General features: G+C 41.1%; 14 protein-coding genes. 5 read left to right on the forward strand and 9 right to left on the reverse strand.

What is annotated here, in order from left to right; genetic code table 11:
- Positions 1–98: 98 nt before the first annotated feature.
- Positions 99–1,454, forward strand: a complete 1,356-nt coding sequence (locus tag IPJ16_10845; protein ID MBK7627667.1) for an anaerobic sulfatase-maturation protein — start codon at positions 99–101, stop codon at positions 1,452–1,454.
- 52 nt (positions 1,455–1,506) lie between these two features.
- Here the strand turns inward: IPJ16_10845 and IPJ16_10850 are convergent, their stop codons facing one another.
- The 9 genes from IPJ16_10850 to asnB form a co-directional block, all read right to left on the reverse strand.
- Positions 1,507–3,057: a serine hydrolase gene (locus IPJ16_10850; protein ID MBK7627668.1), complete on the reverse strand. Its 1,551-nt coding sequence runs from the start codon at positions 3,055–3,057 to the stop codon at positions 1,507–1,509.
- A gap of 25 nt (positions 3,058–3,082) precedes the next feature.
- Entirely contained in the window at positions 3,083–4,642 is a 1,560-nt protein-coding gene (locus IPJ16_10855) for a sulfatase (GenBank protein ID MBK7627669.1), read from the reverse strand.
- Positions 4,643–4,693: 51 nt separating this feature from the next.
- A complete protein-coding gene (locus IPJ16_10860; protein MBK7627670.1) occupies positions 4,694–7,069 on the reverse strand; it encodes a formate C-acetyltransferase/glycerol dehydratase family glycyl radical enzyme in 2,376 nt (791 codons plus the stop codon).
- Between the two features lie 30 nt (positions 7,070–7,099).
- The gene (locus tag IPJ16_10865; protein MBK7627671.1) at positions 7,100–8,773 is read right to left on the reverse strand and encodes a sulfatase; all 1,674 of its coding nucleotides are present in this window, start codon (positions 8,771–8,773) and stop codon (positions 7,100–7,102) included.
- Positions 8,774–8,845: 72 nt separating this feature from the next.
- Positions 8,846–10,318, reverse strand: a complete 1,473-nt coding sequence (locus IPJ16_10870) for a sulfatase (GenBank protein MBK7627672.1) — start codon at positions 10,316–10,318, stop codon at positions 8,846–8,848.
- Between the two features lie 146 nt (positions 10,319–10,464).
- A complete protein-coding gene (locus IPJ16_10875) occupies positions 10,465–11,970 on the reverse strand; it encodes a sulfatase (GenBank protein ID MBK7627673.1) in 1,506 nt (501 codons plus the stop codon).
- Positions 11,971–12,137: 167 nt separating this feature from the next.
- The gene (locus tag IPJ16_10880; GenBank protein MBK7627674.1) at positions 12,138–13,667 is read right to left on the reverse strand and encodes an arylsulfatase; all 1,530 of its coding nucleotides are present in this window, start codon (positions 13,665–13,667) and stop codon (positions 12,138–12,140) included.
- Positions 13,668–13,760: 93 nt separating this feature from the next.
- Positions 13,761–15,194 carry an arylsulfatase gene (locus tag IPJ16_10885; GenBank protein ID MBK7627675.1) on the reverse strand — a complete coding sequence of 478 codons (1,434 nt, stop codon included), beginning with the start codon at positions 15,192–15,194 and terminating at the stop codon, positions 13,761–13,763.
- Positions 15,195–15,435: 241 nt separating this feature from the next.
- Complete coding sequence (gene asnB / locus IPJ16_10890) at positions 15,436–17,103, reverse strand: asparagine synthase B (GenBank protein ID MBK7627676.1); 1,668 nt, start codon at positions 17,101–17,103, stop codon at positions 15,436–15,438.
- A 353-nt stretch (positions 17,104–17,456) separates the two neighbouring features.
- Between asnB and IPJ16_10895 the strand changes: the two genes are divergently transcribed.
- From IPJ16_10895 to IPJ16_10910, 4 genes are all read left to right on the forward strand, one after another.
- Positions 17,457–18,917, forward strand: a complete 1,461-nt coding sequence (locus IPJ16_10895; protein ID MBK7627677.1) for a PQQ-binding-like beta-propeller repeat protein — start codon at positions 17,457–17,459, stop codon at positions 18,915–18,917.
- A 3-nt stretch (positions 18,918–18,920) separates the two neighbouring features.
- Complete coding sequence (locus IPJ16_10900) at positions 18,921–19,856, forward strand: hypothetical protein (GenBank protein MBK7627678.1); 936 nt, start codon at positions 18,921–18,923, stop codon at positions 19,854–19,856.
- A gap of 100 nt (positions 19,857–19,956) precedes the next feature.
- Complete coding sequence (locus IPJ16_10905; protein ID MBK7627679.1) at positions 19,957–20,121, forward strand: hypothetical protein; 165 nt, start codon at positions 19,957–19,959, stop codon at positions 20,119–20,121.
- Positions 20,122–20,132: 11 nt separating this feature from the next.
- Positions 20,133–20,702 (forward strand): ferredoxin, encoded by a 570-nt coding sequence (locus IPJ16_10910; protein ID MBK7627680.1) that lies wholly within the window; start codon positions 20,133–20,135, stop codon positions 20,700–20,702.
- Positions 20,703–20,717 lie beyond the last annotated feature (15 nt).

Genomic DNA, 20,717 nt, shown 5'->3' on the forward strand with positions numbered 1-20,717 from the left:
TATTTTTGATAATAAAGATAAATACAATTAATAAATTTACCGCAATTCCTGAATTCTGAGAATCACGTTTAACAATTGTTGCTTACAAACAGGTATTAATGAAAAACATTCTCTTTACCGATGCTCTGAAACTCAACAGGCCGACAGCCTTCAATGTGATGGTAAAACCAACAGGGCCTGTTTGTAATCTTAATTGCACCTATTGCTATTATCTTGAGAAGAGTAAACTTTTTCCCGGAAAGAGTGATTTCAAGATGAAAGAAGATGTCCTGGAGAATTTTATCAAAAATTATATTGAAGTACAGGATGTTCCTGTCGTAACTTTTACCTGGCAAGGCGGAGAACCTACCCTTCTGGGACTGGATTATTTTATAAATATTATTGAATTACAGAAGAAATATGCTGGTGGAAAGGCAATTGAAAATGCATTCCAGACAAACGGAACCAAACTTAATGATGATTGGTGTAAGTTCTTTACTGACAATAATATACTTGTCGGTATCTCAATAGATGGTGAAGAACATAATCATGATCATTACAGGAAAACAAACTCAGGCGGACCAACTTTTAAGAGAGTCATGAAGGGTGTTGAACTTCTTCATAAAAACAAAGTTGAATTCAATACTCTGAGTGTAGTTAACAGTTATAACGTGCATTATGCAACCGAAACTTACAGATTTCTTAAGAAGATAGGAAGCGGATTTATTCAGTTTCTGCCTGTTGTTGAAAGGAATACAAATAAGCCGGGAGCTGAGGAACTGAATCTGGTTGCTCCCTCTTTTGGGCCTGATGCACGCGTAACAGACTGGTCAGTAGGTGCAAAAGATTTTGGGAAGTTCCTCATAACCATTTTTAATGAATGGGTACGAAATGATGTTGCCAGGTATTATGTTCAGATCTTCGACACAACTCTTGCAAATTATGTTGGTGAGATGCCCGGATTATGCGTTTTCTCGGAAACATGCGGTGATGCCCTTGTAATGGAGCATAACGGTGACCTGTTCTCATGTGATCACTATGTGTATCCTGAGTATTTTCTGGGAAATATTATGGAGAAACCGATTCTTGATATGGTCAAATCGCAGCGTCAGTTTGATTTCGGAATTGATAAGCGGAATAAATTACCCCGTTATTGTCTGCAGTGCGATGTGCGCTATGCCTGTCATGGTGAATGCCCGAAACACAGATTTATCAATTCTCCTGATGGACAGCCGGGCCTGAATTATCTGTGTGAGGGTTATAAGATGTTTTTCCACCACGTTGAGCCATATATGGATTACATGGCAAAAGAACTTAAAAACAAACGTCCTCCTGCCAACGTAATGCAATGGATCAGGAATAAGGATAGTCAGGTAGTTAAACCGGTTTTACCGGAAAGAAATGATCCTTGTCCATGCGGCAGCGAAAAGAAGTTCAAGAACTGCTGTGCCGGTTTGCCGATATACAAAATGTAAAGACTCAGCATCTTTACACCAGATTCGAATTATCATCAGAGAAAGTGCATTACTATTTCTCTAATACACCTTCAATGAGCCTGAAATCGTCTTTTCCTGAGAATACATTTTTAGATGATACCCCCACTTTGTCGTTGAGGAAAATGCATGTAATCGTTTCAGTATGTGGACTTTCAATATATCTTAATGTGAGCTCTATTGAATTACTGTCGAGCCATGTATAGCTTCCCGCAATCTTAAATGGTCTTAGAATTTCGATATTTTTATTGGGTACCAGATTTGGCCCGGGTAATTCTGTTTCGCTAAGGTACCAGCTGGCATGTTTAAAATTTAGCACATAGTCAGTATTCGATTTATTGATATGAAGCGTAACAAGGGAATCACCATTGATCAGGGAAAGGCTCTGAATCTGTTGATTATTAGGCTTAAACAGGAATTTTTTTCCGCTGATCATGTTCCCTATGTTGGAAGAAGCTGATTTATTTTCAGGTTTAAGTGCAAGTGATAATAGTCTTGTTCTAAGTGCTGATACTGCATCTTCATTAGCAGGAAGACTCTCTTTATGCATAGCAGGTAAGAGATATTTCCATACCAGGTTTAATTCCTTCTGCATATCGTCGGTTTGAGATGTAATTGCCAGAACGGCGTCCTGATCAGGAAAGACAATCATGTATTGTCCATAAGCACCATCACCTCTGTATGCATTATTCCGGCAACGCCAGAACTGGTAACAGTATCCCTGTGTCCAGTCACTTGAATCCTTTATTGCCTTTGGGGCATTTGGAGCCTGATCTATCTTGAAAGATGTAGCTTCATCAATCCACTCTGCTGGCAATAATTGTTTTCCGTTCCATTTGCCTCTTTGAAGATAGAACTGACCTGCACGTGCAATGTCTTCTGTTTTGAGTCTCAGTCCCCATCCTCCCGTATTTATACCCTGTGAGTTTACTTCCCAGTCAATACTGTCAATTCCAAGGGGGATGAAGAATCTTGGTGTTAGATAATCTATAACTTTTTCACCTGTAACTTTTTGTACAATAGCGGATAACATAAATGTAGCCAGCGAGTTATAAAGGAATTTTGTCCCTGGTTCATCCACAACAGGGGTCCTTATAAATGTTCTTGTCCAGCTTCCTTTATTTCCTGCCACCCTGTATGTCGGATCAGGATCCTGTCCTGCAGACATTGTAAGAAGATCCTTAACTGTCATTTGTTCGAGCTTTGTGAAAATAGTATCAGGAACATCCTCAGGAAAAAAAGAAAGGACCTTGTCGTTTACCGTAAGCAGTTTTTCACTAACCGCAAATCCAATTGCAGTTGAAGTAAAGCTTTTGCTCAGAGAATACATTGTATGTTTAAGATCAGGTCTGTATGGATCCCACCACCCTTCCGCAATTACTTTTCCATGCCTGAGAAGCATAAAACTGTGTATTTCATTTGCTTCAGTATCGGCAGCATTTACAAACCGCAGAATTGCTTCAGATGATACTCCTTCTGCTTCAGGTGTGCTTCTGGGAAGAGAATTATCCGTTTTGGTTTCAGTACAACTGACTATTAAAACCAATATAAGAGAGAGGAGCAGCAGACTTTTTAATTTATTCATAAAGGCAATATTTTATTAATACAAATTATTTAGGCAGTAAGCTTTTTGCCAGTTCCTCACTATCCTTATACTTAGTCATAAGTTTCTTTAATCTTTTATGCAGGTCAGCTTTAACTGAACTATAAGCCGGATCGTTGTAAACATTTTTCATTTCCTGCGGATCAGTTTTAAGATCAAATAGCTCCCATTCATCAATATCATAGTAAAAATGAATTAGCTTATATCTTTCAGTACTTATACCATAATGTCGCTTAACGCTATGAACAGCAGGGTATTCGTAATAGTGGTAGTAATGCTCTTTCCTCCAGTTTGCCGGTGTTTTACCTTTAAGTACAGGCACCATGCTTAATCCCTGCATATCTGCCGGAATCTTAACACCCGCCATATCAAGAATTGTTTCAGCAAAGTCAAGATTCGAGACAATATCTTTATTTACACTGCCTGGTTTGGTTGTTCCGGGCCATTGAATAAGAAGTGGTGTACGATATGATTCCTCAAACATCCACCGTTTGTCGAACCAGCCATGTTCTCCCAGATAAAAGCCCTGATCTGAGGCATATATAACAACAGTATTTTTATCAAGACCGTTTTCTTTAAGATAATCGAGCACTTCCCCGACGCTTTTGTCTACTGCAGCTATGCAAGCCAGGTAATCCTGCAGATAACGCTGGTATTTGAAACGGATTAACTCCTTTCCTGTAAGATTTGCTCCATAAAAATAGCTTATAATCGGATCATATACTTTATCCCAGGCGGCCATTTGCTCAGGTGTCATACGGTTAAGACCAACATTTTTAGTCTTTGTTCCTGCAGGATAGAGTTTGAGATCCTCTATAAGCCTCATAGTTTTTGAGATTGACATGTCCTGCGATTTTTCAGCAGTTCCTCTGTTAGAGTAGTCATCAAAAAGAGTTGAAGGTTCAGGGAATGTGACATCCTTGTAAAGAGATAATTCATCCGGTCCAGGCTGCCATTCGCGGTGAGGTGCCTTGTGGTGCATCATCAGCATGAAGGGCTTGCCTGTACTTTTCACACTTTTTATCCATTCAATGCTTTTATCTGTAATAATCTCTGTTACATAACCCTGTTCTACATGCTTTCCGTCTTTATTAATAAAATCGGGATTGTAATAATTTCCCTGTCCCGGCAGAATCTCCCAGTGATTAAAACCCGTGGGGTCTGATCCAAGGTGCCATTTGCCTATCATTGCAGTATTATAGCCTGCTGCCTGAAGCAGCTTCGGAAATGTCTGCTGCGAGCCGTCAAATGGTGCCTGTCCTTCGTTCTTAACAAAACCATTTAAATGGCTGTATTTACCTGTGAGAACTACCGCTCTGCATGGTCCCGAAATAGAGTTTGTTACAAGGCAGCGGTCGAAGCGCATCCCATCCCTGGCAATTCTGTCAATATTTGGGGTTGGAGCGAGATCTTTAAGCGGCCCGCCATATGCACTGATGGCCTGATAAGCATGGTCGTCGCTCATTATGTAGATGATGTTCGGACGTTGCTGGGAAGATTGGGCCTGCAGAAGCGGAGCTGCAGCTGTCAGTCCAAGAGCAGTAAAAAGTTTGAGGTTAAGGTTCATATGCAAAAGTTTAAGTTCAAAAATCAAAGTGCAAAGTGCAAAATGCAAAGTTTAAATGTTATTACCATATGTTGTGCGACTGATAATTTCATCTTGTAGGTCTTCTGATAATTCTGTAAAGTAAGCAGTATATCCGGCAACACGGACAGTTAAGCCCCTGTAAGATTCAGGCTCAGCTTTTGCTTTTATAAGTTCTTCATTTGTAACCACATTGAACTGGACATGATGAATTGGAAGTGAAATAAATGTCCTCAGAAACGAACTGAATTTATCCCGGTCGTGTTCATTTTTAAAGAATGACGGAAGAAACTTCATATTCAATAGTGTTCCATTACTGGCACGCTCTGAAGGGATTCTACTCACAGAGTTTAATACAGCAGTCGGTCCGTGAGTATCCCTTCCATACATGGGCGACAATCCTCCGTCAGCCAGTGGTGTCCCTGACAATCTTCCATCAGGAGTGGCTGCAACGTTTTGTCCCATAGGTACATGTGCTGAAACTGTATATAGGCCCATATGATATTTACCGCCCCGGTAATTTTTGTATCCAGACAATTTATCAGCAAAATACATGATACATTCTTCACCGTATTCATCTACCCATTGTATATCATTGCCGTATTTTGGTACAAGGTTTAAACATTGCTGCCTGATATTCTCGTTTCCTTCATAATTTCTCCTAAGGATCTCAATACAAGTCTTTTTTCCGATAATTTCTTTATCAAATACCAGTTTCTTAAGTACAGCAATGCTATCAGCAATGTTTGCAACCTGAATGGCCTGGATCCCCGAATAATTGTACTTTGCCCCTCCTGCCGTCACATCCAGACCTTTAACAAGGCAATCATTAACGACTGATGAGAGAAACGGTGAAGGCAGGTGTGTCTGGTGAAATTTTTCAACAACTTCACATGCTTCAGTCATCTTAAGGATGAAGTGGTTAATCTGTTTCTTAAAGGCTTTGTCAAAATCACCGAATTCTAAAAAATCAAAAAGATAACCTGTTTCCAATCCCAGCTGCCTACCAGTGAGCATACATTTGCCATTGTTCATTGTAAGCTCAAGTACTTTAACAAGATTGAACATAGCCGCATCGCTCCAGCCAAGAAAATTTCCCTGAGTGGTTAACTCCACACAACCGACAAGCGCATAGTCTAATGCATCTTTTATCTCAATACCTGCAGTTTTAAGAGATGGAATAATACTTTCATCATTTGCAATCTGAGGCATTCCTGTCCCGAGCCCTATAATACGGGTACATTCTTTTATAAAATCAGCCGGAGAGCCTTTATGTAATCTGGCTGTGAGGTTGGGTTGTGGCAAACGTACATGGTCCTGGGCTTTTAGCAACATATAGGATAACTCATTGGTAGCATCCTCACCCATTTTTGATTGTCCCCCGATTGTAACATTGAATCCGATAGGAAACCCGGCAAAGTATTTCGCGCTGTGCGAGTTGCGCATGTAGACTATATGGTTGAACTTTATAAACAGTGCATCAATAAGTTCCTGTACGACACTTTGATCTGTTTTTCCCGATTTTATATCAGAAATGTAGTACTGATACAGGTATTGATCTATTCTGCCTGGTGAAAATGAGGAAGCATTGGACTCCATTTGCAGTATAACAAACAGGAACCAGACGGACTGAATTGCTTCCCGGAATGTTTCAGGTGGTCTCTTTGAGAGATTATCACATACTTCAGCAATCTCTTTAAGATTCTTCTTTGATTCTGAATTGTTCTCAATAGCTGCGAGATCAAAGGCCAGCTCACTGTATCTTTTAATGAATTTACATGAAGCATTAAGTGCGGCAGATACGCTTTTATAGAACATTGCTTTATCAGGAGTGCAATCTGCAATATATTCATCAGCAGTCTTTTTTAGTCCGGCAGGCCCGAACCTTAACCATTTTTCAACATCCGGACAGATATGCCCCTGAGCATGATCTTTCTGATTAATCTTTACAACCTTCTCAATTGCTGACAACGGTTCTCCAAAATGCCCATAGATGTTATCTTCAAGGGTTTTTCCTTTCCAATAGGGTTCAATGACTTCTTTGAAATAAATTTTATCCTCTGATCTTACATTAAAAGTATCCTGAGGACGGGAAGGGAGGCTGTCAATTTCGTTTATAAGCCATGTAATGCCTGCTTCCGGAAAAACAACACCTGCCCTGATATCCGGTGTTCTGTTCCCAACAATAAGTTCCTCGGGATCAATAGATATGGACATCTTACATAAAGCTTCAGACAAGGCCAGTGCACGTTTCATAATGACAGGCAAATCCTCATTTTCCCTATATATGCGCGTAATGATTTTTGCCTGCTCAATGGATAAAAAGCGTGAAGCATCAAGAGTTTTTTTCTTAAGTGAAATTATCCTCTCAGTAGGTTTTTGCCATCCATGCTCTTCGCCCTTTGCCATTTGCTATTTGCCCTTTTACCTTTGCATTAATTATCTTATCTCAAAACTACCTTTTAATTCTTCACTTTCTTTATACCCATATCTCACCGCTTTTACCCTGATATTATAGCTTCCTGGTTTCAGATGTAAAGGTCCATTGTATAATAACCAGCGTGGATTTTTAGACTCCTCAAAAGTATATACTAGTGAAGCTCCGTGAGTTGGACAATAAAAGCTCAGAGTCATTGGAGAAGTATAGACTCCTCCTGTTCTGTAAATTTTTGTTGCACGGTCCTCATTACTGTTAATTACAAAATACGGAATATCTGATACAGGCTGTTTCCCTCCCGGCCACATCTGCTCAATCATCTCAGGCTCATTCATATGACCAAGATCACCAGTTTCGAGAGTCCATGTTTTATGTCTTTTTCTCAGATCTGCAAGAACAAGCTTTAATGAGGGATCATTAATCAGGTTTTTTAATTGAAAAGGATCTGCTTTTACATCATAAAGCTCTTCGGGAGGGCGGTTATATGCCATCCAGCTCTTCTGCGGACCAGTGAGTTTTCCTTCTGCATCAAGACGAAGCATCTCCTTAAATATTGGCATATTGTTCAGGTAAGGAATCCAGATCGGGTACGGCTCGTTAGGGTAATAGTTACGAATATAGAGATAATCCTTTGTGCGGACTGAGCGGATCATATCGTATGATTCATCAACCCTGTCGCGTGCAGCAAATACAGCATCTCTGGGCTCACCAATCTGATCACCAAGAAATGGAATTCCCTGCATATGTGCAGGAACCGGAATACCTGCCAGAGAGAGAACTGTTGGTCCGAAATCGATCGAGCTTATAAGCCTGTTGTCAACTACAGGTTTTGATTTGCCGGGAAACTTTATTACCAGGGGAATATTAAGACCTGAATCGTATAACCATCTTTTACTTCTTGGCAATCCGTCTCCATGATCGCCCCAGAAAAAGATGATTGTATTCTCAAGTTCCCCCTCTTTCTCAAGTTCTGAAACCAATGCTCCGACCACTGAGTCGAGTCGAGCAATATTGTCGTACATCTTTGCGATATTCAGTCTTATTATTTCATTATCAGGATAATAAGGTGGAACTTTTACTGTTTTAGGATCCGTTTTAACGTTACTTATATCCCAGTCCTGGCTCTCATGAGTACCGACCCAATTGAAAACCGCAAAGAATGGCTGGTTCTTATCCGGACGATTTTTATAGTGAGCTTTTTTACTGCACTCGTCCCAGATGCTTGCCGGAACAGGATCTTTCGAGAACTGGTAATCTGTTTTGTTATTGTTGGTACAGTAGTAACCTGCAGCCCTCATATATTCTGTGAAAGCTTTAACATAATGAGGAGGAACAGCGGTGAATTCAAGAGGATTTTCAACACCCCGTCTGTAGGATGTAGTACGCATATGCATACAGCCTATTGACGTCTGGTACATACCGGTAATAATCCCGGATCTGACAGGTGCACTAATGGCTGCAGTAGTAAAAACGTTGGTGAACCTCGTTCCCTGTGATGCCAGCCTGTCGATATTTGGAGTTTTGGCCACCTGGTCTCCATAGCAGCCCATGTGCGGACTGAGATCTTCGGTGGAGATCCAGATAATGTTCGGACGTTTTACCTGTTCCTGTGCGGATAAATTGGATACCAGCAATGAAGCTGCGCCAATTCCAAGAAAATGTTTAATGTTTATCATATTTTATCTTTTTTTGGGTTGCCCCCCAGCCCCCCTAAAGGGGGGTTAAATTGGTGATATATAAATATATGACTATTTTATTGATCCTGCTTTTCGCCTGTTTGTTCCCGGTTGTTTTGTTATTTCGTCGCCAAGATCCTGTCTAGCCTTCTCAGCAATTAATTCAAGTTCCTTAACTTTTTCAGGATAAATTTCAGCCAGATCGTACCATTCACCCGGATCGCGCCTGAGGTCATACAGTTGAGCGGTTTTAACAACCTCTGTTCCAGTTGGTCCGGGCCAGCCATCTGTACCCGGTTTCTTACCCCTGTAGGTTCGACCGCTATGAGGCAGAACCAGTTTCCAGTAGTCTTTCTGAACTGCCTCAAGAGCGTTTTGCTGATAGTAATAATAGAATTCATGCCGGGGAGATGCTGTTTTGTCTCCAAGCATCAATGGAAGTATACTGACTCCGTCAATTTTCTTTTCAGGCAGTGATGCTCCTGTAATTGCTGCAAGTGTTGGCAGGATATCAATTGATGAAGCAAGCTGATTGCAGATATCACCGGCAGGAATGATACCCGGCCATCTCATTATGCAGGGAACACGCTGGCCGCCTTCCCAGCTTGTTCCTTTGCCTTCACGAAGTCCGCCTGTTGTCCCGGCATGATTTCCGAAGTTGAGCCACGGTCCGTTATCACTTGTGAAGATCACAAGAGTGTTCTTTTCCAGTCCATTCCTTTCAAGTGCCTTCATTATTTCACCAATTGACCAGTCGACTTCCATCATTACATCACCGTACATTCCCTGTTTGCTTTTTCCTCTGAATTTTTCTGAAACACCCAGGGGAATATGTACCATGGAATGAGGAAGATACAGGAAAAACTTTTCATTCTTATGGTTATCAATAAATTTTACTGCTCTTTCGGTATAGTCAGTAGTAAGCTTATCCTGACCAGCGAGGTCGGGCACCTCTCCCACTTTTTCATTACCCTCTATCAGTGGAAGAACAGGATATTTCATTTTATTGCTTGAAGTATCCTTGAGATGTATAGGTACTCCATCGAAGTCAACAGGCCACATATCATTTGAATATGGGATCCCGAAATATTCATCGAATCCATGCTGAAGTGGCAGGAAAGGCTTCAGGTGTCCAAGATGCCATTTTCCGATGATGCTTGTATGATAGCCCTTTGTCTTAAGTACTTCAGCTATAGTTGTTTCTTCAGAGTTAATACCAACCTGCGCCCACGGCATCAGAGCTCCTGATATACCAACGCGGTTTGGATAACAACCGGTCATCAGTCCGGCCCTGGAGGCACTGCTAACTGCCTGGGGGCAGTAATACCATGTAAATTGCATGCCCTGGCTGGCCAGACGGTTAAGGTTCGGAGTATCATACTGGTTTGCTCCGGTTCTGCCTATGTCGCCATAGCCCATATCGTCCATAAGTATTAGGACAATATTCGGAGTTGCAGGTTTAAATGATGTTGTTTTCTGAGCTAATGCTTGTGTTGCTGCCAGAGTAACAACACCAAGGCTTACTACTGATTTTAGAGATATCATTATTTGAGTTTTTTTGTTACACAGAGTTCCACAGAGACCTTCGCCAAGTTCAGGCTTTCACAGAGTTACACAGAGCAATACTTATTTATCTCTGTGTCTCTCTTTGTCTTCTCCGTGTCACTCTGTGACATGTTCTTCAATTACTTTCATTTTATGTTTCCAACCCATACAGGATTATTGGTCATCATTTTTGCACCGGTTTTAGTCCGCCACTCCTGAAGCAGTTTAAATAATTCCTTTGTTTTTTCAGGATTTGAAGCTGAAATATCATTTGTTTCAGAAAGGTCTTTCTCAAGATCATACAGTTCCTGTTTTCCTGACTGAAAATTATCAATAAGTTTGAATCTTCCCAGCCTCACTGCACTTCCCGGCTCGACACCCTGATTAGAATAGTGCGGATAGTGCCAGAAAAGAGGTCTTTCCTTCAGTTTATCCTCTTTAAATAAAGAAACAAAGCTGACGCCATCTGTTTTAACCCCTTTTGCAGATGATCCTGTCATCTCTAAGATAGTTGAGAAATAATCAATTGAAGAGACAGGAGTCTTTATTTCGCTGCCCGGTTTGCCTTTGGAAGGATATCTTATGATTAAAGGCACCCTTATGCCTCCTTCGTATAGCCATCCCTTTCCTGCTCTTAGAGGGGCATTGCATGTGGGTGAACCTTCAGATGTTGATAATCCGCCATTGTCTGAAGTAAATATGATAATAGTGTTTTTGTCAAGCTTAAATTCTTCGAGTTTCGCGAGAAGCTTTCCTATGTTTTCATCAACACTATATATCATAGCAGCATATACAGGATTGCTCTGGATAACTCTTTCTTTAAAATTATTGCTCATTGATGGTAAAATCCAGGCTTTATTCCTTGTAAATGCCTCCTGTTTTGAAAGCCCCATTGAGTCTGCACGTTTTGTGAAGTATTCAATAAGTTTCTCTTTACCCTGCATTGGATTATGAACTGCATAATATGAGAGATACAGATAGAATGGTTTTTCCTTGTTATCAGTTATGAAGGAAATTGCTTCATCTGTCTGCCTGTCAGTGAGATATTCACCAACAGGTCCGTCTTCAAGCCTTGGATTACCATAGGGAGAGAAATATCCGTTTGCAACATTATTTTTAACCGGGGAGCCTTTACTGAAACCGCCTTTATTAACGTCAAATCCCTGATTTTCGGGCCAGTATTCTTCGGTCTCCCCAAGGTGCCATTTCCCGGAGATCATAGTTTTGTATCCATTATTCTTCAGCACCTCGGCAATAGTAGTTTCATTCAGGTCAAGCTGCAGTTTGAAGGGCAATGCCACAAGCTTATCCGTAGCCGATCCGCTGTTGCTAGCCTGTCTGCCCGGGATCCAGTCTGTTATGCCAGTATTTACGGGGTATTTTCCTGTCATAACTGAAGCCCTTGTAGGCGATGAAACCGGACAGGAAGCATATGCATCTGTAAACCTTACTCCCTGCTTAGCAAGCCTGTCTATGTTGGGAGTCAGATAGTACTTACTGCCATAGCACCCAAGATCAGTATATCCATAATCATCAAGCAGAATGAAGATTACATTTGGTTTTGCAACTTCAGGTTTAGATTGAATGAAATCTGCATCAACCGGAACTATTGCTGAAGTACTTAAACCAATAACTGCATATAGTTTTTTCATAATGCTAAGATCTTATTTAACCGCAGAGTGACGCAGAGTTTTGCAGAGAGCCGCTGAGAATCAACCATCGGAAAATCTTCTCTGCGTCCCTCAGCGCATACTCTGTGGCCCTCGGCGGTAAAACGATTCAATATTTGAGATTCAAAGTAAAAACTCATGAATATATTTTAAAATCTTGTTCTTCCGTCATTTCTAACTTTTTGCAGAAGTTCTGTTAATTCCTTAACAATAAGAGGGTTCTGGGCAGCTACATTGCTTTTTTCTCCAAGATCAGTTTTAAGATTATATAGCTGTGGTTCAGGATCATTTCCGGTTTCAGTATTTGTATTTACCTGAATCTTTTGTCCGCCGCCCGGCTCAATGAACTTCCAGTCACCTTTTATAATTGTGAGTCTGCCTGCATGTTCAACAAGATATTCACGTCCTGTCTTTGATTTTCCCAGAAGAGTATTCAGACTATTGAAACTGTCAGGTGCATCATCTTTTGCAAGAGATTGTCCGGTTAATGAAGCAAATGAAGAAATGAGATCGATCTGACTGAAAAGTGCATCAGATGTGCCCGCTTTTATTTTGCCGTTCCACCTTGCAATAAAAACAACTCTTGTTCCACCGTCAAAAAGACTGTATTTGCCACCTCTGAGTGGTCCGGCAGGCTTATGATCACCAAGCAGTTCAACAGCCTGGTCTTTGTATCCGTCATCTACAACCGGACCATTATCACTTGTAACTATGATTAAGGTTTTCCCTGAAAGTTTAAGGTTATCAACAGTTTTCAGTATTTCGCCAACAGACCAATCGAACTCAAGAATAGCATCGCCTCTGGCTCCCATCCCGCTCTTTCCCACAAACCTCTGATTTGGAGTTCTCGGAACATGGATATCATGTGTTGCAAAATAGAGGAAGAATGGCTTGTCTTTATTATTTTCAATGAATTTAACAGCTTTGCCGGTAATTACATCTGCAATATCCTCGTCAATCCATAGAGCTGACTTACCGCCGCTCATATATCCTATCCTGCTGATTCCGTTTACAATAGTCATATCGTGACCATGACTCGGATGTAATTTGAGTAATTCGGGATGGTCCTTGCCTGTTGGTTCTGTGAGTATGGGATCTGTAAAACTGACTTTTATCGGATCTTTTGGATCAAGGTTAACCACCCGTCTGTTTTCTACAAAAACGCATGGAACACGATCGCCTGTGGCGGGAAGTATAAAGTTGTAATCAAATCCGATATCCATCGGACCAGATTTAATTTCTCCGTTCCAGTCAGCGCCACCTTCTTCACCCAGACCAAGATGCCATTTGCCTACAACTCCGGTTGTATAACCTGCTTTTTTCAGTATCGATGCTATTGTAGTGCGTCCGGGTTGAATAATTGCAACAGCATCTCCGGTTGCCACACCTGTTCCTTTTTTGCGCCAGGCATATTCACCTGTTAGAAGCGAATATCTTGAAGGAGTGCTTGTTGCTGATGTGCAGTGTGCATTGGTAAAACGCAACCCCTGTTTGGCAATCCTGTCAATATTTGGCGTTTTGAGACTAGTAGCACCATAACAGCTTACATCGCCGTAGCCAAGATCGTCGGCATAGATTATTATTATGTTTGGTTTTTCTCTTGCCTGGGCATTTGCCGGCTGGGTTGATGCAAGTGACATTATGCCAATTGCACCGGGAATAAGATTAAATTTTTTCATATGTTCAGGATTCCTTGGTGATTCTTTGCGCCTTGGAGTCTTTGTGGCGAAAAAAAATGCCACCAAGACACTAAGACACTAAGGGACACCAAGTTATTTAGTTGTTGATTCATTAGCAAACGGAAAAACTTCAGACGGTTTATGTGCCTGTTTCATAAGTTCTTCCAGTTTTTTTACTATTTCAGGATTAGCTTCTGCGACATTATTGGTTTCACCCATATCTTTTGAAAGATCATAAAGCTCAGTTACAGTTTTATCGGGTTTGTCAATATTAAGTTTTACCGCTTTCCAGTTGCCCATTCTGATTGCTGTTTTTCCGCCCTGCTCATGAAATTCCCAGTACAGATATTCATGCTGTTTCTGTTTTTTACCCAGAAGCTCTGGAAGAAATGAAATGCCATCCACTTCAGCCTTGACCTCTGCCCCGGTTATCTCAGCAAAAGTCGGGAGGATATCCCAGAAAGCAGAGATATGATCGCTTTTTGAGCCTTCCTTAACTTTTCCGGGCCATTTCACGAGCATTGCAGTTCTTATGCCACCTTCATACATGTCACGCTTATATCCCCTCAGTTCGCCATTGCTGTTGAAATAGTCAGGGTCTGCTCCTGCTTCAAGGTGCGGACCATTGTCAGATGCAAAAACCACAATTGTGTTCTTTTCAATTCCAAGTTCGGTAAGTTTTGCCATCAGCTCGCCAACATAATCATCTAACTGAGCAATCATTGCAGCAAAAGCAGCATGGCCCTCAGGTTGTGATCCATATGGACCTTTTCTGAAAGTTGGTCCGTCGTCTACTCCTTTGAATGATTTTTCAGGAAGGAATTTTCCTCGGAACCTGTTCATATATTCTTCTTTTGCAAATAGTTCTGCATGCGGAATTGTTGTCGGATAAAAGAGAAAGAATGGTTTTCCTTTGTTTGTTTCAATGAAGTTAAGAGCGGCTTTATGTATCAGATCAGCACTATAAGCACCTGTTTTGCTGCTATCGTTTTCCGGAAGCAGAATCTTTTCATGATTATGCCAGAGATGATCAGGGTAATAATTATGAGCCAGACTCTGGCAGTTATAGCCATAGAACTCATTAATTCCCTGTAAATTAGGATCTCCATCTGATTCGATGAAACCAAGTCCCCATTTCCCGAAAGCACCTGTAGTATATCCTTTCGACTGCAGCATTTTTCCCAGAGTGAATGTGTTTGCCGGTAAAGGCCAGTTACCTTCGGGCTCCCATCCTTTATTTCCGCGGATTGGAGTATGTCCGGTATGTAAGCCGGTCATGAGGCTTGATCGTGAAGGTGCTGAAACAGTGCAGCCTGTATAGTGCTGGGTAAAAAGCATGCCCTGTGAAGCTATCCTGTCGATATTAGGTGTTGAAAAGTTCTTCTGACCGTAGCAGCTCAGGTCACCATAACCAAGGTCATCGGCAAGGATATAGACTATATTAGGTAATTGTTCATTCTTTGGTGCATTGCTGCATGATATCAATGCATAGGAAGCGCATAGTGCCAGTGGAAATTTCCTTTTCATATTATAATTTTTATTAAGAATGAATAAGGATAATATTCATTCTGATATCTAAAATTATAATTTAAAATCGGAAAATCAACTAAAAGTTAAATCCATTAACCACAAAGGGCACAAAGGATATTCGCAAAGGGCACAAAGGATTTAATCATACGTATGAAAATGGGCGCAATGGACAATAATTCATTGTTTTAGCTTTGAGTCCTTTGTGTGTACTTTGTGTCCTTTGTGGTAAAAAGGATGTCTATTTATACGAATCATTATGCACACTTTTCACTGCCCTGCCTGACGGATCGTTCAGGTTTCTGAATGACGAATCCCAGGCCAGTGCTTCAGGAGTGCTGCATGCTACAGATGGCACTGATGGTACACATGAAGCGGCTGAATCAGACGGAAAGTGCTCTGTAAAAATGGTTCTGTACAGGTACTCTTCCTTTGTAGGAGGAGGATTGATCGGGAAACGGTATTTGGCGTTTGCTAACTGTTCATCAGATATTTCTTTGGAAGCCAACGCTTTAAGAGTATCGATCCAGCTGTAGCCTACTCCATCGGAGAATTGCTCTTTCTGTCTCCATGCAACACTTGCAGGCAGGTAGTCCTCGAAAGCTTTTCTCAGTACCCACTTTTCCATTTTATCTTTTACTATCATTTTATCCTTAGGATTAAGGCGCATTGCGACATCCATAAACTCCTTATCCAGAAACGGTACACGTCCTTCAACACCCCACGCTGCAAGAGATTTGTTAGCACGCAGGCAGTCATAGAGATGCAGTTTGCTGATTTTTCTCACTGTCTCTTCATGGAATGATTTTGCATCCGGGGCTTTATGGAAATAAAGATATCCGCCGAATATTTCATCAGCTCCTTCACCTGAAAGAACCATCTTCACTCCCATTGACTTGATTACCCGGGCCAAAAGATACATTGGTGTTGATGCACGTATAGTAGTAACATCGTATGTTTCAATATGATAAATAACATCACGAATGGCATCAAGACCCTCCTGAACTGTGAAGTTTATTTCATGATGAATTGTTCCGATATGAGTAGCCACCTTTCTTGCAGCAGCCAGATCGGGGGAACCCTCAAGGCCAACAGCAAAAGAGTGCAGCTGCGGCCACCATGCTTCGCTTTTATCCTGGGTCTCTATCCTTTTTGGAGCGAATTTTTTAGCTATTGCCGAAACAACAGAAGAATCGAGTCCGCCTGAAAGAAGAACCCCGTATGGAACATCCGACATAAGCTGGCGGTGAACTGCAGCCTCGAGTGCAACTTTCAGATCCTCTATGCTCGTTTCATTGTTTTCAACAGCGGAATACTCCATCCAGTCGCGCTTATACCATTTGGTCATCACACCGTCTTTACTATAGAGATAATGACCCGGAAGGAATTCCTGAATTTTATTGCAGACTCCTTCCAGAGCTTTCAGTTCTGAGGCAACATAGAAATTTCCGAATGAATCCCAGCCTATATATAAAGGTATGATCCCAATATGATCCCTTGCAATAAAGTAGCAGTCCTTCTCCTTGTCATACAGCGCAAAAGCGAATATACCGCTAAGATCTTCAATAAAGGCTGGTCCCTTTTCCCTGTATAGAGGAAGGATCACCTCACAATCAGAATGAGTTAAAAATTCATATGAGCCTTCGTATCTTTTACGGATCTCCTGGTGATTGTAAATCTCTCCGTTTACAGCAAGAATCAGATTCCCGTCCTTGCTGTACAATGGCTGTTTTCCCGATTGAGGATCTACAATTGAAAGCCTTTCATGAGCGAGTATAGCTTTTTCACAGTAAAATATTCCTGACCAGTCAGGACCACGGTGCCTGACTTTTTTTGACATCTTAAGGACTGTAGCCCTAAGTTCCATATAGTTGACTTTCAGATCGAATACTCCAACAATTCCGCACATATCTTTCTACTGTTTAAAGCTTGATTAAGTAATCCATTTTTAAATTCAGGTTACAAATCTAATGATATTTTGTTAATCACAAATCATTTTGAAATTAAAAACACTATAAAATAGAAATAATATAAGTAAATATATAAATAAACTGAATAAAAGCTATGTATTAAGATGATTTGATAAATATTATTAATATGACAAAAATCATGTTTTGGATTCATGTCATGGTTAAAAGTTTAAGACAAAATGATGTTAAAAATTCTTAAAAACCATTCTAAATAGTAGCAATATATCACCCATTAAACTGTTATCTACTTGGATTTTTTAACTTGCGCCTTATAATTGAATTATACTTTTTAATGTCAGCAGAATCTAAATATAAAACTATAGTAATCGGAGTAGTAATTTCGGTGTTTGTATTGTCCCTTGCGTTGTGGCTCTCGGGCAGTTATTCTCATGCTGAGATCATTAACAGGGTCCCGGGAATGGATAACAGGCCGCCAATGGTAATCAGAACTGATTCTGTGGTAATTGGCGAGTTCTTCGATACAATTGCTGAACCTGATGAGATTCTGCCGGGCAGCTGGCCAAGATTCAGAGGCGCTGATTTTGATAATATCAGTAAAGATCCGACACCGCTTGCTGAAACCTGGGATACCACCGGCCCTCCGATCGTCTGGAAAGCAACCCTCGGTGAAGGATATGCCGGACCGGTTGTCCATAACGGCAGGGTGTATATTCTTGATTATAACGAACGGCGTAAAGCAGATGTCCTGAAGTGTTATTCACTTGCTTCAGGAAAGGAACTGTGGCGTCGCTGGTACTATGTCGAACTTAAAAGAAACCATGGGTATTCCAGGACAATTCCGGCTGTAACAGATAAGTATGTTGTAACAATCGGACCGAGATCTCATGTTATGTGTACCGATCCGATAAACGGCAATCTGCTGTGGTCGATAGATCTCGAGAGAGAATATGGTATTCCGGGACGGGAAACAGGAAGAATAACTCCTGACTTCTTCTCAGGACAGTGTCCATTGATCGATAATGACGTGGCAATAATTGCTCCGGGTGTTAAAGCGCTTATGATAGGTGTTGATTGTGCAACAGGAAAAGTACTCTGGAAGACTCCCAATCCTGATTCTTTAAGAATGTCGCATGGCTCAATTATGCCAATGACAATTCATGGCAGGAAGATGTATGTTTATAATGCTGTTGGCGGTGTTTGTGGCGTGTCTGCGGAACCTGAAGACGCCGGCAGACTGCTTTGGTCAAATACAGAGTGGAGCCCTGCAACAACTGCTGCCTCACCCCTGCTTCTCGGAAACAATGAGATAGCTGTATTCGGAAGCTACGGTGCTGGCGCCGCGAGAATAGCAATTAATTTTGATGGAAGTAAATTCACTACTACAGTAAAAGAGCAGCATAAGGGAACAGAAGGAATTGCCAGTGACCAGCAGACTCCGATTATTATAGGAGATTATATCTGGAGCGTAATGCCGGAAAATGCTGGCCCGCTAAAAAAGCAGCTTGTATGTTTTCATAAATCCGATCTTCGTAAACCTGTATGGTCGAGCGGAAAAGACACCAGATACGGTCGCGGATTAGGTCCCTATATAGTAAGCGGAAATAAAATGTACCTGCTTGATGATGATTGTAATTTATTTCTTTTTGAAGTTCAGGAAAAGAGTGTAAAGCTGTTGGCTAGTCATAAGATCATGGATGGAATCGAAGCATGGGGACCGATGGCAATTGCCGGTAAATACCTCATAATGAGGGATGCTAGAAATTTACTATGTTTAAATATTGGTAAAGACTAAAAGATGAATAAGAAATTTGCTGCTATATTTTCGGTGCTGATTATACTGGTATTTATCGGCTACATGGTCTTTGATACTTCAAAATCAGAAGGTCCGGATACTTCTTCAACCACAATTGAAAATGCGATTTATCCTGATGGAAACTGGAAGATTGAAGATGAGTTCAGCGTTAAGGAAGGATCGCTTAAGGCTGTTACTGCATCACGCTCAGGAAATATCTATCTCGGAGGTGATTCCTTTGTATCATGCTATGATTCGAAATTAAATCAGTTATGGACCCTCAAAGCACCTGCACCGGTTACTTCACTGGGATATTTCGGGGATACTATATATGCTTCAACAATGGATATGGTGCTTGTTATCAACTCCGAAGGAAAGTTGCTGAATGAATGGGGCCCTTTTGAGAGTAACAGTATAATCACTTCTATTTCAGCTAATAAATCGAATGTTGTTTTTGCTGATGCAGCAAATAAGACTTTATTTATCCTTGATAAAGGCGGTGAGGTTAAGAAAATGGTTGGCAGAAATGACGGACAGTTCATTGTACCAAGTCCATATTTTGATGTTGCACTCGATTCCGCTGGATTTATCTATGTTGCAAACACTGGTCACAGAAGGATTGAAACCAGAGGCAATGATGGAGTTACAATCAGTTACTTCGGGGAAGCGGGAACAGCTCCTGATGCTTTCTGCGGATGCTGCAATCCTGCACATTTCATCAAAACAAAAACAGGCTATATTACAGCAGAAAAAGGAATTAACAGGATTAAAATATTGGGTGAATCTGGGGAGTTTATTGAATTCGTTTCTTCAAAAAATGATTTCACACCCTCGGTCCCGCTTGATATCGCATCAGTTGACGGTAATACAATTTATGCAGCAAATCCTTTTGATTCAAAACTTTATATATTTAAAAGAAAAGGCCCCCCTGCCCCCTAAAGGGGGGGTAATCATGCTTTGGATTGAAGCCCCCTTTAGGGGGTTGGGGGCAAAAACTGGCAATGAGAACGCAGATTAGAACATTAAATATCAATTGTTTATGAATCGAATCGATTTCTTTAAAAAGATCATGAGGTACGGACTATTGGCCCTGCTAACACTTATAGTATTTGCACTGGGCAATAAAATTGTTACCGGAAAAGATTGTTCAGCATGTCCCGGCAAGGGAGTGTGCAGTGGTGAAACAGACTGTAATAAGTATTGATAACCAGAGCTATGGCAGAAGAGAAAAACAAATATCAATCCAGAAGGGATTTCGTCAGCAAAGCAGGTAAGCTGATTATTGCTGCTCCCCTGATCATTATCCCTGTTGCTCTTGCAAAGAAGACAGAAACTACAGGATATGTCTGGCAGATCGATCCATTTAAGTGTACGACCTGCGGAAACTGCAAGACCAACTGTGTAATGACCCCCTCTGCATCAAAATGTGTGCATGCTTACCAGATGTGCGGTTATTGTGACCTGTGCGGCGGATATCAGCGTCAGGGTGTAAAAAACATCAGTACAGCTGCTGAAAATCAGCTCTGCCCCGTTGGCGCTATTGACAGGGAATTTGTTGAAGAACCCTATTTCCAGTATACAATAAATGAGGATCTGTGCGACGGTTGTGCCAAATGTGTGAAAGGATGCGGGGATTTCGGAAACGGATCACTTTATATGCAGATAAAACACGATATATGTGTGAATTGCAACGATTGCTCAATTGCCCGAACATGCCCGTCTAATGCGATAAGCAGGGTGCCGGAAGGGTTTTCGTATATAGAGAAAGACAAAAGAAAAAAGTAAAGAGACAAAAGTAAT

It is taken from the genome of Bacteroidales bacterium (genome assembly GCA_016709865.1).
Classification (GTDB): domain Bacteria; phylum Bacteroidota; class Bacteroidia; order Bacteroidales; family VadinHA17; genus LD21.